The 14,895-nt window shown below is 56.0% G+C and carries 14 protein-coding genes; 4 read left to right on the top strand and 10 right to left on the bottom strand.

Annotated features, from left to right (window positions below; translation table 11 throughout):
• Nucleotides 1–4: 4 nt before the first annotated feature.
• The 3 genes from pstA to H6G53_RS11545 form a co-directional block, all read right to left on the bottom strand.
• Nucleotides 5–946, bottom strand: a complete 942-nt coding sequence (pstA, locus tag H6G53_RS11535) for a phosphate ABC transporter permease PstA (protein WP_190533058.1) — start codon at nt 944–946, stop codon at nt 5–7.
• Entirely contained in the window at nt 946–1,872 is a 927-nt protein-coding gene (pstC, locus tag H6G53_RS11540) for a phosphate ABC transporter permease subunit PstC (RefSeq protein WP_099532366.1), read from the bottom strand. The genes pstA and pstC overlap by 1 nt, the downstream gene beginning before the upstream one ends.
• Before the next feature lie 174 nt (nt 1,873–2,046).
• Nucleotides 2,047–3,024 carry a PstS family phosphate ABC transporter substrate-binding protein gene (locus tag H6G53_RS11545; RefSeq protein WP_190533061.1) on the bottom strand — a complete coding sequence of 326 codons (978 nt, stop codon included), beginning with the start codon at nt 3,022–3,024 and terminating at the stop codon, nt 2,047–2,049.
• A gap of 1,373 nt (nt 3,025–4,397) precedes the next feature.
• On the opposite strand from H6G53_RS11545, the gene H6G53_RS11550 reads away from it, so the two are divergent.
• The 3 genes from H6G53_RS11550 (at nt 4,398) to H6G53_RS11560 (ending at nt 6,295) form a co-directional block, all read left to right on the top strand.
• Nucleotides 4,398–5,144, top strand: a complete 747-nt coding sequence (locus H6G53_RS11550; RefSeq protein ID WP_190353486.1) for a MotA/TolQ/ExbB proton channel family protein — start codon at nt 4,398–4,400, stop codon at nt 5,142–5,144.
• A 29-nt stretch (nt 5,145–5,173) separates the two neighbouring features.
• On the top strand, nt 5,174–5,584 hold the full coding sequence (locus H6G53_RS11555) for a biopolymer transporter ExbD (RefSeq protein WP_190533063.1): 411 nt from the start codon (nt 5,174–5,176) through the stop codon (nt 5,582–5,584).
• 96 nt (nt 5,585–5,680) lie between these two features.
• Nucleotides 5,681–6,295 carry a biopolymer transporter ExbD gene (locus H6G53_RS11560; RefSeq protein ID WP_190533066.1) on the top strand — a complete coding sequence of 205 codons (615 nt, stop codon included), beginning with the start codon at nt 5,681–5,683 and terminating at the stop codon, nt 6,293–6,295.
• 27 nt (nt 6,296–6,322) lie between these two features.
• On the opposite strand, the gene H6G53_RS11565 is transcribed toward H6G53_RS11560, so the two are convergent.
• Nucleotides 6,323–7,903: an NAD(P)/FAD-dependent oxidoreductase gene (locus H6G53_RS11565; protein ID WP_190533069.1), complete on the bottom strand. Its 1,581-nt coding sequence runs from the start codon at nt 7,901–7,903 to the stop codon at nt 6,323–6,325.
• A gap of 156 nt (nt 7,904–8,059) precedes the next feature.
• On the opposite strand from H6G53_RS11565, the gene H6G53_RS11570 reads away from it, so the two are divergent.
• Nucleotides 8,060–9,700, top strand: a complete 1,641-nt coding sequence (locus H6G53_RS11570) for a Ppx/GppA phosphatase family protein (RefSeq protein WP_242030691.1) — start codon at nt 8,060–8,062, stop codon at nt 9,698–9,700.
• A 102-nt stretch (nt 9,701–9,802) separates the two neighbouring features.
• Here H6G53_RS11570 and H6G53_RS11575 read toward each other — a convergent pair whose 3' ends face one another.
• The 6 genes from H6G53_RS11575 to H6G53_RS18990 form a co-directional block, all read right to left on the bottom strand.
• Nucleotides 9,803–10,546, bottom strand: a complete 744-nt coding sequence (locus tag H6G53_RS11575; RefSeq protein ID WP_099532371.1) for an FHA domain-containing protein — start codon at nt 10,544–10,546, stop codon at nt 9,803–9,805.
• Nucleotides 10,547–10,858: 312 nt separating this feature from the next.
• On the bottom strand, nt 10,859–11,251 hold the full coding sequence (locus H6G53_RS11580; RefSeq protein ID WP_099532372.1) for a DUF1815 family protein: 393 nt from the start codon (nt 11,249–11,251) through the stop codon (nt 10,859–10,861).
• 816 nt (nt 11,252–12,067) lie between these two features.
• Complete coding sequence (locus tag H6G53_RS11585) at nt 12,068–12,283, bottom strand: DUF2839 domain-containing protein (protein WP_099532373.1); 216 nt, start codon at nt 12,281–12,283, stop codon at nt 12,068–12,070.
• 235 nt (nt 12,284–12,518) lie between these two features.
• The gene (locus H6G53_RS11590; RefSeq protein WP_190533073.1) at nt 12,519–14,096 is read right to left on the bottom strand and encodes an ATP-dependent DNA helicase; all 1,578 of its coding nucleotides are present in this window, start codon (nt 14,094–14,096) and stop codon (nt 12,519–12,521) included.
• 146 nt (nt 14,097–14,242) lie between these two features.
• A complete protein-coding gene (psb27, locus tag H6G53_RS11595; protein ID WP_099532375.1) occupies nt 14,243–14,647 on the bottom strand; it encodes a photosystem II protein Psb27 in 405 nt (134 codons plus the stop codon).
• Nucleotides 14,648–14,755: 108 nt separating this feature from the next.
• Nucleotides 14,756–14,887, bottom strand: a complete 132-nt coding sequence (locus H6G53_RS18990) for a hypothetical protein (RefSeq protein WP_255512361.1) — start codon at nt 14,885–14,887, stop codon at nt 14,756–14,758.
• Nucleotides 14,888–14,895: the final 8 nt, after the last annotated feature.

Consider the following 14,895-nt stretch of genomic DNA (forward strand, 5'->3'; position numbering starts at 1 on the left):
CTGGTTACCATTTGATTCCTTGACGCAGACGATAGCGGAGATAAATTGCAAGGCCATTCATCAGCAAAGTCATGGTCATTAACACTGTGCCTGCTGCTGCCGCGTTAACCTGAAATTCAGGATTGGGCCGAGAAACCCAATTGAACATTTGAATTGGCATCACGGTGAAGGGAGAATTCAACCATTCCCAGGACACAAAAGGTGGCTTGCCTTGAAAAGGAGACTCGGGCAAAAAGGCAATGAAGGTTAAAGCACCAATTGTGATCAAGCTAGAGGTTTCACCAATCGCCCGCGACAAACCAATGATCGTTCCCGTCAAAATGCCCCCGATCGAGTAGGGCAAAACATGGTGCCAAATCACTTGCCATTGGGTGGCTCCCACCGCATAGGCTGCCTCGCGAACCATTTGCGGAATCGATCGCAAGGACTCTCGCGTGGTCACAATTACGATCGGCAAAATCAACAGCGCCAGCGTGCAACCAGCCGTTAAAACACTACGCCCAAACTTGAATTCATAGACAAACACACCCAAGGCCAAGAGTCCATAAATAATGGAAGGAACTCCAGCCAAGTTGGTGACGTTTATCTCAATCAATTCTGACAGCCAATTTTTGCGAGCATATTCTTCCAAATAAATACCCGCTGCTACCCCGATCGGCACTGCCACAATGGCAGTCACCGAAATCACTAACAAACTGCCAACCCAAGCGGCTAAAATACCGGCGCGTTCTGGGCGGCGGCTGGCAAAAGCCGTGAAAAATTCCCAGGTACTGAGCCTTGGCCAGCCACTCATGGCCATATGAATAATCAAGGCTGCCAGGGTGAACAATGCCACCATAATTGCCACCAAACCCATCACCATAAAGCCCAGATTCAGCAGCTTGCGTTGATGGAGTTGGTGACCCAATTGGGGTGTAATGAGGTCTGAAAATTTGGCAGCTAACATCAGTAACGCTCGCGATAACGTTTTGTCAGTAAGTGACCAATAATGTTCAGGACAAGGGTTAAAAGAACCAGCGTTAATCCTGCGGCAAAAATGGTTTGATATTGCAAAGTGCCGTGGGGCAAATCGCCCATACTGACCTGCACAATGTAGGCGGTGATGGTGGCAGCTTGCTCAAAGGGATTGAAGGTGAGGGTGGGTTGCAACCCCGCCGCGATCGTCACGATCATCGTTTCCCCCAAGGCGCGGGATGTGCCCAAAATATAGGCGGACATAATCCCGGAAATAGCTGACGGAAACACCACTTTCAACGCCGTTTGTAGCTTGGTTGCCCCCATGGCATAGGATCCCTCGCGCAGGGTATTGGGCACGGCTTGCATGGCATCTTCACTGATGGAACTCACCAGCGGAATAATGGCTAATCCCATGACTGCGCCCGCGCTGATCATATTGAAACCAGGGAGCCAAGGAAGCACCTGTTGCAATAGGGGCGTGACTACCAACAGGGCAAAGTAGCCATAAACAACGCTGGGCACACCGGCTAATAATTCCAGCAGTGGTTTTAGAATTTCGCGCACCGTGGCGGGTGCAAATTCACTGGAATAAATGGCGATCGCAGTGCCGAAGGGAATGGCAATGAGCAAAGCCACAAAGGTGGTCGTTAAGGTTCCAGACAGCAGCGGCCAAATGCCATATTTAGGATCGCCAAACAGCGGTGTCCAGCGGGTTTCGGTAATGAATTCCCAAAGGGAAACTTGCTGAAAAAACTGTAGGGATTCACCCACCAAAACGTAAAGAATGCCGAGCAGGGTGGCGATCGAAGAGAGGGCCGCCAGCAACAGCAACAGTTCGATCGCCCGTTCAGTCCAGCGCTGTCGATCGCGCGATCGCCGCCAAGGGTTGAGGGGAGTTGAATCTCGCAAAGCCATAGGTCTTGATATCAAAGGAGCAAGCGATCGACCCCATCGGCAGACCGCTTGCCCCAGTTCATTCGGTTTGATTCGCTCAAGCACTGGGCCACCGTCGCGATCGACCCATAATCCCCAGTGGAGTTCGATCGATGCGCAGTTGCCCAGAGCCGCCTGCTATCTGGGCGATCGAGCCTACAGGCCCGCCCGCAACGGCTTGCGGCCCACTTCCCGTTGGCTCAAGCGTTGGGTTGCCGCTTGGTAGTCCGCATCCGGCAGCGGCACGTAGTCCACTTCCCGCACCAGACGAGTCGCATTCTTCAGGTAAAACTCCGAAAACTCGCGCACCTCCGCGCGATCGAGCGCCGACTTCTTCACGTAGATGTAGATGGGGCGCGACAGCGGCTTATAGGTTCCGTCATTCACCGTTGCTACGGCCGGCATCACAGCACCCTTGCCCGAGTCAATGGCCACCGCCTTCACGCGGCTCTTGTTCAGGTCATAGTAGGCGAAGCCGAAATAGCCCAAGGCGTTTTGATCGCGCGAAACGCCCTGCACCAAAACGTTGTCATCTTCGCTGGGCGTGTAGTCCGTGCGGCTCTTGTTGTCCTTGCCCAAAATCACTTCATTGAAGTAGTCAAACGTGCCCGAATCTGCACCGGGGCCAAACAGCGTGAACTTCACATCCGGCCAGCCGGGACGAACTTGGCTCCACTTCGTAATTTTTCCTTCCGCAGCCCCTTCCCACATCGCCTTCAATTCTGCGGTGGTCATGCTAGCGGCCCAAGTGTTGCGGGGGTTCACCACCACCGTCAGCGCATCGTAGGCAACTGGCAGTTCCACGTACTCAATTCCCTTGGCGGCGCAAGCCTGTTGCTCGCTTTCCTTAATCGGCCGCGATGCGTTGCTGATATCCAATTCACCGTTGCAGAACTTCTTGAAACCACCGCCGGTTCCCGAGATTCCAACCGTCACCCGCACCGCGCCCCGCTTGGAAGCTTGGAACTCTTCAGCCACCGCTTCCGTAATGGGGAACACCGTGCTCGACCCATCAATGGCGATCGTGTTGTTCTGGGACTGAGCGGCTTGGGTACCCCAGTTCGTAACAAATGCCAGCGCTGCCACTGCTCCGGCCAAAATCGCGCTCCGACGACGCAACTTCGTAGAGATCATAAACACTTCACTCCAGCACAAAGATTGATTACGAACACCAGCAACCCACCCCAAGACCCAGCCCGCAGCCGTCAGTCAATGTTCAAGCTCTGGCCCAATAGCGAAACCTTAAAACCATTGGCGATTGAAACTGCTGGCTCAGATCTTGGCCGCACTCAATTGGTGCGGAATTGATGCAGTCTTTTGTGTGATGCCAACAGAGCATCGACATTGCCTTGGGTTGGCTTGCGATTCATTGAAAATTTGCTGGCAATTGAATCACCGACTCAACACCTGTCTGCCTGAAGTGGGTGATCAAAAACAAACAAATTTCAAGAAGTTGTTAAAAAATTCCAACTTAGCAGCCTCATTATTTCGGAAATCGGTTATTGGAAGTCTGCTATTGAATTAAGAATGGGTTAAAGAAAATTTAAGCTCATTCTGGTTCGTCGTGAACTTCTAACAAAGTGACCAAAAATCGTGTAATTTCGCGTCTTACGCAAAAATTTAATTACATTTAAACTTTTCTTAATTTAAGCAAGATTGACTTTAGACAAGAGCAATCAAAAACAGCTTTGAACGCCTAAATGGATTGATTAAGGTGCTCAATCAACCCTCATTAGTTCTCAATAGTCACATTTCCAGCTAAAAATCTGCACGACCCAATAGAATCGCCTAAGTTAAGAGCATTTCACGGGCGACTGTCGAAGCAGATTCGAGGGCTTCTTTCAAAATCCTTCCGAAGCAAAGCACTTCTAAAGCTTCCATACAGCCCTTACTTCGATTACTAAGCACAGTCGTCCGTAGGGTGGGCAGTGCCCACCAAACCGTTGCTTTATGGCATCTGCAATATGGCGTGCCAATAATTCTAGGTAAAGGTTGTATGATTCTTAGAAAGCATTTTAGAAAGTATTTTTAAAAAGCATTCTAGAGAGCATCTTTTCAAGAATTTCTCTTCTAAGAATTGCTGAAAAATTGCAAGCCAATTTCAGAATTTAATTTAACTGTATTGGTAAAATTCAGATTAGTTCTGGCTCCTTTTGTTTTTTCTTCTTGCATTAATTTCCTGGTTTTTCTTGCATTGTATTGACGAGTTGATCAGTGAATTGATTGACCTGTGAATCAATGACACGAATGAACTGATAAATAATTGGTATTTTCTGATATTTTGTGATTGATTACGGACTCTGCCATCGCACTGAACCAATCAGGCGAAGGCCGTGAGTTAAGGGTGCGATCGAACCTTGCAGCTACCCGGGGATCGGTTAGGACATCGATCAACTGACCAAATCGACTAACCAATGGGATGCTTGGGACTGGTAGGGGCGATCGAGCGGGATCAATGGGAATCGGCAACGCTAGGTATCACAACGCTTTTGGGTTTTAGGGCGGCCATGTCTCAGGTTTTTGATTTGCTGGTGAAAGGGGGGCCGGTCATGTGGCCCCTGCTGGGAATGTCGATCGCGACGGTGGCCGTGACCCTGGAGCGGGCAGTGTTTTGGGTGCGGTTAATGGCCCAGGAAGATCGCATTGTCCATGATGTATTGGCGGCGGCAAAGTATAGCCTGGAGGATGCAGCGATCACGGCTCGCGAGGCCCAAACCCTCCCGATCGGGCGATTTTTGTTGGCTCCCTTGATGTTGAAACAAGCCACCCCGGAAACGTTTAATTTGGCGCTGGAAACGGCCGCCGAACGGGAGTTCGTGAAAATGCGACGGGGCGATAAATTGCTGGAGACGATCGTGGCCGTTGCCCCCCTGCTGGGACTGCTGGGAACGGTGACGGGGCTAATTGCCACCTTCAATAACTTGAACATTGGTGGCGGCGGCGACACCAAGGCCGCCACGGCCGCCGCAGCGGGGATCGGTGAAGCCCTGTTGACCACGGCCTTTGGCATGATTGTGGCGATTATGGCTTTGGTGGTGTTTCGGGTGTTGGTGGTGCTGCAATCTCAGCAAATTGACTACTTCACCGAGGTGGGCAGTCGCTTGGAGCTGATCTATCGCCAGGTTTGGTATGAACCCCTGTTCCCCACGCCAGACTTGCCCAGCGGTGGCGGTCGATCGCCCGGTGGGGAACGGCCAACCCATGGGTTTGACCCCTTGCCCTATGCCGATCGCCCGCCGTCGTTGGTGGATTAGGAGTGGATTAGGACAGGAAACCAGGCCCCATGCGACCCAAGACCCGATCGGCCAATCAGCTCCCAGATGTCAACCTCGTGCCGATGATGGACGTGTTGATGACGGTGCTCACGTTCTTTATTTTGGTGTCGATGACCCTGACCGGGGCGCAGATGCCCAACGTGCAGTTGCCCAAGGCCAAAACCTCAGCGGCGGCGACAGTTCCCAAGGATCCGCTGCTGGTGGGGCTAGACCAAAAAAAGCAGATTTTGCTGAATGACAAACCGGTGACCCCGGCGGAACTGGACCAAGCCGTGGCGGACTATTTTGCCAAACAGCCGGATGGGATGGTGGTGTTGAAGGCCGATCGCACCTTGCCGTTTCGATCGATTGAAGAAGTCTTGACGCGCCTGAAAGCTGTGGGGGGCGATCGGGTCGGTCTTTCCTTCGAGCAGGGTTAATCAACCGCCAGGCCGGTTAGTTCTTGTGGCCGTTGCCTGCCGCTGCCTTGTTCCTTTGGCGCTCATGCCCCCCTCAACCGGAGTGGATTCTCAACCATGCGATCGCGCAATCGACAGACTCACCACAAGCCCCCGGAAGTCAACCTTGTGCCGATGCTGGACGTGTTGATGACGGTGCTCACCTTTTTCATCATTTTGTCCATGGTGTTGGGCAGCCAAAACAGCCTGGAAGTGAACCTGCCCGCCAGCGGTGAGGATGCGCCTGCGGAACCCGACCAGGGGCCGCCGCCACCGCCCTTGTTGATTAAGCTGGATCGCCAGGGACAAACGGTGGTGCTCGATCGCGCCATTCCCAAGGATCAACTCAAGGCGGATATTCAGAACTACCTCAAGAATCCCAAGGGTGTGGTGTTAATTCAGCCCGATCGCAACTTGCCCTACGAAAAGGTGTTGCAGTTGGTCAGTGAGCTGCGGGCCGCCGGCCCCGATCGGGTCACCCTGGCGATCGGGGAAGAATGGGCAACGCCTGCGGAGAATGCCCCGGAAAGCGAAGCCGCATCGAATGCGGAAGCGGCCGCCCCGGCGGAAGATGCCACCAACGAAGCCACCAACGATGCCAACAACAACGAAGCCGCCGAGGCAGAAACAGCCCCAGCGGCTTCGACTCCCGGCCGAGTGCTCTCGGATGTGCCGGACGTAACGAACGATTAGGAGAATCGGCCCCTGGAGAATCGGCCCCTAACGTCGGGCCCCCAAGAACGAGGGCGTGAGGTTCAGGTTTTCGGGCCCCCAGGCGGGAAACCAATTGGCCAGCAGCCGTTGATAGAGCCAAGCGCCCCCCACCCGCATCATGATCGAGGGATGAAATAGAGCTTGGGGAGAGAGGATCATGTGCTGGATTTTCCAGACAGTTTCATGGATGTCCTTGTGGGCATCGGTGAGATGCAAAACTCGCTCCAGATAAGCTTGCATCCAGCGCGTAGGGCGATCGGGTCGCGGCCCTTCGGTGGCGGGCCAACGCAGGTCTTCCCCCGTGGCCATCAACCAAGGCAACTGAATCACGCGGGCCAACTCTTGCCGGAACAGGTGGGTAAATTGTCCCCAATCTAAGCCCAGTTCCGATTGGGCCCGATCGAGACAATCACCCAAGGTCACCGCGCCGAGTGCGGCCCCGGTCATGCCCTGGCCATAAATTGGGTTGAAGGTGCAAACCGCATCCCCCAACAGGGCCAGCCCGATCGGGAACGTGGCCAACTGTTCGTAATGTCGCCAGCGGTTAGCCGTGCCCCGATAGAGCTTGATGTCTGAAATCGGTTGCGCCGAGGCGATCGCCCGCGCAATGGCCGGATCCCGCAAGCTGCGAACAAAGGCCAGAAACCCTTCCTCATCGGCCGGGGGATAGTCGCCATTGGTTCCCGAAACCGTCACCACCCAGCGGTTACCCTCCACCGGATAGAGCACCCCGGCGCGGGGTTGGTGGGGCGGCTTGGCCCACAGCAAAATCGATTTCCAGGTGTTTTCCGGATCCTGGGCCACCTGGGCCAAATAGTCGGCGGGCATTTGATACCAACGGCTGGCGTAACCCAACTTGGCATCGATCGTCACTTCCGGAACGGAGCCATAGCCCAACTGTTGCAGCCAGCGGGGCATTTGGGAATTGCGTCCCATGGCATCCACCACCAATTGGGCCCCCAAGAGGGTTTCCGTGGCCAAGGTGCTCACCAGGTTTTGGGCAGAGTTCCCTTCTAGGCGCACTCCCGTCACCCGATCGCCCGCCACCACTAGCCCTTGAACCGCAACCCCCGACATAAAAATCACGTTGGGAATGGCCTGTAACCGTCGCCGCACCAAGTTTTCCAAGAGCGATCGGCTGCTGGTGCGGGTCACCAAATCCGATGAAACCCGTGGATTCCAACTGCCGAGGCCCATCATGGCGCAGTCGGCTGTCCAGTTCACTTCCACTGCTCCGGATGTGGCCAAATCATTGGCGAATCCAGGAAAGAGCGATTCCAAAATCTGCTGTCCCCGCGCCAACAGCACATGCACATGGTCAGCCTGGGGCGTGCCAGGGCGGCGATTGCACCAGGTTTCGTCCGGGGTTTCGGGTCGTTCCCAGGGGGTGGGCAGGGGATCCCGTTCCAAAACCAAGACGGTTTGGAAGCGATCGGCCAAAACTCGGGCGGCCAACAGACCCGCCAAACTTCCTCCGAGGACAATGGCGCGATCGGGCTGCGAGTGGGTGGCCGCCGCCTGATCCATCACCGGATTCATCCACAATTGGCTATGGGCTGTAATCGATCGAAGAGTAGACAACAGCATCGGACGCACTCGCAGGGTGTAAAGCAGCGTTGCAATACACTTCGCAAAATCAAGTGCCCAATCCGGAGTTTCTCTGCTGTTCAGCCAATCCACAAACTGGAATGCGCATCTGATCAACTGCGGTATTAAAATCGGCCTAGACCCGCCATGCAAACCATGCAAACCCTGTCTCCTTCGCCTGCCCCGCTCGCTTTTCGATCGAGCCGTCCCGTTGTGGCCGCCATCGACATCGGCACAAACTCCATTCACATGGCCATTGTGCAGGTGGATCCCAGTTTGCCCGCCTTCGACATCATTTCCCGCGAGAAAAGTACGGTGCGGTTGGGTGAGCGCGATCCCAAAACCGGTGATTTGACAGAGGCAGCCATGGATCGGGCGATCGCTGCCCTGCAACGGTGCTATGACCTGGCCCTGAGCCTGCAAGTGGATGAAGTGATTGCCGTGGCCACCAGTGCCGTGCGGGAAGCTCCCAACGGCCGAGACTTTTTGCGACGGGTGGCGCGGGATGTGGGCATGAAGGTGAATGCGATCGCCGGGCCCGAAGAAGCCCGCCGCATTTATCTAGGGGTGTTGTCGGCCATGGAGTTAGATGGCAAGCCCCACGCCATCATCGACATTGGCGGTGGCTCCACGGAGTTGATTTTGGGGGATGGGCGTGAACCCCTTTACCTGAGCAGCACCAAGGTGGGGGCCGTGCGGCTCACCACGGAATTTGTCCGCACCGACCCGATCACGGACATGGACTATGAGGCGCTGCGGGCCTATGCCCGGGGCATGTTGGAGCGGGCGGTGGAAGAATTGCATGGGGAACTGGTCAAACATCCCCTCGCAGATCAACTGACCCTGGTGGGCACGTCGGGCACGGCAGAATGCTTGGCGGCCATCCATGCGGCGGACAGCACGGGCTATGTTCCCTCCCCGTTGCAGGGCTGTGAGTTGCCGTTGGCGGCCTTGCGAGAATGGGTCGATCGACTGCGCCGCATGGACATTGAGGAGCGATCGACCCTGCCGGAAATGAGCGATCGGCGGGCGGAAATTATCCTGGCCGGAGCCGTGGTGTTGCAAGAGGCTATGGATCTGTTGGGAGTCGATCGACTGGTGGTGTGCGAGCGATCGCTCCGGGAAGGCGTAATCGTTGACTGGATGTTGCAGCACCAACTGATTGACGATCGCCTGCGGTTCCAAAGCTCCGTGCGCGAACGCAGCGTTCTGGCGTTGGCCAAAAAATATCAGGTGAACCTGCCTTCCGCCGAGCATGTGGCCGCCATGGCCCTCACCCTGTTTGACCAAACCCAAGGGCTATTGCACAACTGGGATGACAATAGCCGCGAGTTGCTGTGGGCCGCCGCCGTCCTGCACCAATGCGGCCATCACGTGGGCCATGATGCCCACCACAAGCACGCCTATTACCTGATCCGCCACGGGCAACTGCTGGGCTACACGGAAACGGAAATTGAAGTGATTGCCAACCTGGCCCGCTACCACCGCAAGAGCGCTCCCAAAAAACGACACGAGGGCTATCAGGCCCTGGCTGGCAAGCGCTATCGGCAAATGGTGGACGAGCTGAGCGCCATTTTGCGCCTGGCCGCAGCCCTCGATCGCCGTCAAATTCAAGCGGTGCGCCGGGTGCAATGCCAGTTTCGGCCCCCCAGTCGCGAATTTCGATTGTTGTTGGAACCGGCCGATCGCCACGATGACTGCGCGATCGAGCGGTGGAGTCTGGACTGTGAATGTCCCATTTTCGAGACCCAATTCAGCGTGGATCTGGTGACGATCATGGAACCCAGCGGTTGCTAGCCCTGGAGCCGCTGCAACCTATCCAACTGACCGACCGACCAACTGACTAATCCAACTGACCAACCAACTAACCGACTAACCGAAAAAAACAACAGTAAAACCCTAAAACGCAAATCCCTCGGGATCCGGCAGCGGCGGCCCCAAATCATCCTCACCATCCACCGGGGCATTATTCTCGCCGGCCCCTTCGCCGCTGGCCAGCATCGTTTCCTCCGCCGCCAACTTCTCCGCCAGCGGCACGGATAACGCATCCTTGTAGCGCAAGCTGGAATCCGTTTCCTCGGGAATCGGCATGGCTTGGAGTTGGGCAATCAAATCGGCCGGGGCCGAATTCACCGTTTGGGAGCTGTAGCAGATAAAGAAATCAAACGAAAAGCCCCCCAACCGCAGTCGATCGCCATCCCGCAACCGGTGGCGACCCCGCACCAGCCGACCGTTAATGAACGAGCCGTTGGTGCTGCCCAAATCCACCAAATAAAAACCCCGGCGCGGAATGTATTGAATTACTGCGTGACGACGGGAAAGACGCTGATCGGGAATCGGCAATGCTGCTTGGGGATCGCGCCCCATCATCCAAATCATTTGGTATTGCAGCAGGGATTGGCTTTTGCCATTAATCAGGTTGGAAATCAGATAGGCCTGCTGACCGCGCACCATGCCCTGGACATAACGGCTGCTGCGGAGGTGTTCACCCACCTGTTGCTGATCCGCATCCAGCAGCTCATCAAAGAAGTCGCGATGGTTGTTGTAAAGCTTTAGAAACAGCTCATAGGCTTGCTCTCGATGCTCGTCAGCATCGATCGGGGGGCGATCGGGAGTGCGAGGATCGACAGCGCGGGGGTTCATAGGGGCAGGATGTTAAAACGCAATCAACCGCGAAGCGCAGAGGTTGAGGTAGACACTTGACACCCTCCTCAGCTTAGGGGCATGAGGATTCCAACGATACACACAACCACCCCCGAGTTGCCACCTGCATTTTGAGCGACCGAGTAATTACTGAGTCATGGCTGCGTGCTGACTGGGCGATCGCGCAGGTCGGCCACCGGTCTTGATGGCGCACTGGGGGAAATTGGACTCATCCATGGTGCAACGTTTGCATGGTGCAACGTTGGCAATGTCCCAGCGTACCGGCCACCAAGCGCGGTTTGCTGTTTAACCTTAGCCCACCAACATCTGGGTTGAAGCGTTTGGAGCCGTTGTGCCCATGACGGGGGATTGGGGAACGGAACGATCGGCTAATGGGGAATTTTCAGAAACCTTCAGCAGTTTGGCCAGTTCCTGGAGCTGCCCGATCGCCTCAGCCCCTTCAATTTTCATGAGTTCGCGATCATCGCGCATCTCCGTCCAGGTAATTCCATAGTCGGATACCAGGAACCGGATCAGGTGATTATCGCCGAGACTAACCATAAACGATGCGCTGTTCATGCGATCGCCACAGGTATAGCACGAGGCCAAATAGCCCCGGCGTTCTAGAACATTGGCCAAGGCCTGCAGGCTCATGACGAGATCCCTGACAAACTGGCGATGTTGCTCGGCAAGTCTGAGAAACACGGCTTACCCTCGATCTTCTGGTTTCATTGTAGAGGCTGATTACGATTTTTATAGTCTCTTAAGAATTTCAGCAAGCAATCAACGGATTGATTGGTTTCGCTGATTCGATTGATGTGATGCTTGGGGCGATCGCCCTGGGCTGCCCCTTAACAATGGAAGGCGACAAAGGCCCTAGTCTGCCCAATGCTGGGTTTGGGATGGTTATCCCTAGTGCAAGGGCGGCATCGGTGACCTGTAAACTGCTGGCAAGATCCCACTAATCTGTGTCACCAGTCCGTATGAAAGAACACAGTGCTTCGAGTGGTTTCGGGATCAAACTTTGGCCAGCATTGAGCAGATTTTCCTGAAAAATCACTGAAGAAACGCTCATCAATTTCCAAGGATCCTGGAGCTTGGGCCCTTAGAAATTGCCCCTGAAAACCCTGATCCAAACTTTTGGCTACGTTGTTCGGATTGTTACATTGACCGTCCCCGGGGAATGGATGATCGGGATGGCAGGTCAGGGGGTGAATGGCAGTGGATGCGGAACTGCCTGGGGGTTTCTTCGCAACGGATTGGCGCGGATCTTGGCACGGATGTTTTAAGCCAAGGAAGCGCTCAAAGTCCGACATGATGGGGACTATTGCGATCTTCCCATGGTTTGATTCGGATCCGGGGGGATAGGAACAACCGTTGAGAATTCTTAGGATTCGATCGCAACAGGTCACAGGGGGCCGGTTGCCCAATTGAGCAGAGCAGACGCTTCCCAAAGATTTCCCAAGGGTATCAATAATGGCGCGATGATGGCGCGATTATTGGACGATCGCCCCACTGATTTTAGTTAACCTGCCACCAGCCAAAGGCCGGCCCCACAAATCGAATGGTGAGCCAAGCGGCCAACAGCGTGCCGATCCCAATCCAAGCCCCGCGACTGGTGATCTTCACGAACCGATCGGCTTGCTGTTTGGTAATTGGCACGTTGGGCAAAATCGTTTCTTGAGCCTTGCCGTAGTCGTCCCCAAGGAGGGATTTGCGGCGTTTGGATTCACCCATTGTTCATCTCCACCCAGTTTTTTTGTAGATAAAGGATATCTGTTAATTAACCCTGAAACGATCGCGAAATGGTTGGGCTGGCAGTTCGATTGGGGAGCAGAGCGATCAAAAATTCGCCCGATCGCCCCCGAGGGAAATGAGCTTAGACGAACATTTCGCAAGAATTCTTCAACTTTGGATTCAGATTTCTAGCCCGTCGGCGCTGCCCTGGAAATTTCTGGACATTTCTGGAAATTTAAAGCCAACGGGGTTCGAGGTCGTTCATCCGCTCCACGGGATCCAAGGCCGCCAGCACCTGGGAGCCATAGCTGCGGCGCACCACCCGAGTGTCCAGCAGGGCCAACAGCGGGGGCGCATTGGGATCAGGGGTCGATCGCTCCCGCAATGGGGCGATCGACCGTTGTAGATCGCTAAGGGCCGAGGGCAACAGATACCAGCGAAACCAGTCCCGACGCTGGCGCTTGTAGGCGCTGACCCGGGCGGCCACCAGGGGATCTTCGAGGGAGGGAATGGGCAAAGCCGCAATCACCAGCAGGTGGGGAGCGGGCAGCCGATCGCTGTGGTTGCGCCAAAAGTCCCACCCGGTGACCAAAATGCCGTTGTCATCGGGGGCGGTGCGTTCCAGTTGGACGCGGGAGCCAAATTCCGCCGCCAGTTGAGCCGCCAGCCGGCCCTTGAGGGGCACATCCCCCACCAACACCACGGTGAAGCCGGTGGGCCCTTGCCAAGCCAACAGGGCATAGAGCTGCTGAATCAGGGCCGCCTGAAATTGCGGGGTGTTGGGGAGGGGCAACTGCTCGGGTAAATAGAACCCGATCGCCTCTTGCTGTCGATCGGGCGTGAATTTCAAGCAGGTCAGCCGCTGCTCATCGCCGTTGTCCAGCCCCAACCGCGCTTGATATAAGGGAGCTTCCACTTCCAAATCCAGGAAGCTGCCAATCAGGGCGATCGGCTGGGCTTGCCAGAGAGGGCGCAAGATTTCGGCCACGTCGATCGGTTGGCATTGCAGGTGAAATTGCCCCGTTTGGCGATCGGGCTGGGCCAGGATCGGCCATTGCTGGTCTCCGGCCCGGTGCAGCAGCGTTCGCCACAGGGGCGGCAGTTGAACCGCTAATAATCGCAATGTTTGCAGCAAGGCCGCCGCTTCCGGCTCATCCAACAGCCAAGCGCCGTAGGGATTGGGGGGATGTTGCAGCAGTCCATGGGCGATCGCCACTTCCAAGTCATGGATGACCTGGGCGCGATCGGGACAGGCCAAACGCCACCGATGCCAATCGGCCGGGCTAATGTCCAGTCGCAGGGTTTCTTGCGTCCAGCGCTCCAGATCATCGGCCCCATCAATCAGGGTGGGCAGGCCGGCCAAGCGCGATCGCTGGCCCGACAGTTCCAGGCGATCGGCCAGCCATTGACTGGGGGACAAAATCCAGAGACCCGGTTGATCGGCCCGCAAGGTGGCCGCCAGGGCCTGCGCGGCTTCCGGGGGCTGATCAACCAGGCAATGCACCGGAGGCAAGGGGAGATCGCTCTGGGCCAGCCACAACCGCAACCGAGCCAAGTCCACTTCTAAAAGCCGCTGTTGCACCGCCGGGGGAACCACCAACACCACCGCCTGCTCGCAGAGCAGGGCCGGAGCCAGATAGCTGAGGCGATGGCGGCCGGCGGCCACGGCCGTGCCCCCTTGGATCAGGGAACTGCGGCCCGATCGCAAGACCCGCGCCACCAACCGCGCCAGGGTTAGGTGATGCAGCCAGGGGCGATCGCCACAGGCCCGCAAAAATGCGCGTAACTGTTGGTGGACTTCAACTTCCAGCATTCTCAGCTCCCACGACCCAGGGCGGGCATCTTCACCCCCCAAGGATGCAACTAGGGGGAATTTGACTGAGCTAGGCCAACGAAGGCGACAAAAATGGGGCGATCGAACCGCCCCATGCTCAGTGTATTGAGTGTATCGAAACTTTCCTAAGCGCCTCGATTCAGGGCCGCTTCCACTTGCCGGAACTCAGTTTCCAAACGCTTTTGTAACTTTTCAGGCACGGGGCGGTTGGGATAGGCCGAATAGTGGGCCGCCAGCGAATTCAAAGCCGTGCGCATGGTGGTGTAGGAATTTAGCCCAGCCACGCGGGTATCCCGGCGGTAGTGGGAAGCATAGGAATTGATTTTGGCGCGAGCATCGGCTTGGGCTGCTCGTTTTGCGGGATCGCTATCGGCCATGGTGATGGCATTCCGCAGGCTGCCGACCAAGGCGAGGGTATCAGCTTGGTAGTTGCCGCTGATGCCGTTGGCCGAGTCACCCGCCGCACAGCCCGTTAGGCCGATCGACACCACCATCACCAGCGCCAGTAGCCCAGAGAGAAATCGCTTCATAAAACGTTAAAAACCTGCTAGTGCTTTTAATGCCAAGACTTTGAGCCACGGGCTGAATCGATGGTAGCCATTGCCACAGACCGAGCGCTTGACAAACTAAGCCCTATCCTACCGTGCTGGATGGCCAGCCCGATCGCCCCATCGAGGCGATCGCCCCGGAGGGCCAAGGGTGGGCAGCGAATCAACCGTGTACAATTTGGAGTCACCCGTGGCCTGTTTTCCGCCACTCGGGAAGGACATCGGCTGTC

Source organism: Limnothrix sp. FACHB-406, from assembly GCF_014698235.1.
In the GTDB taxonomy this organism is placed as follows: Bacteria; Cyanobacteriota; Cyanobacteriia; order CACIAM-69d; family CACIAM-69d; genus CACIAM-69d.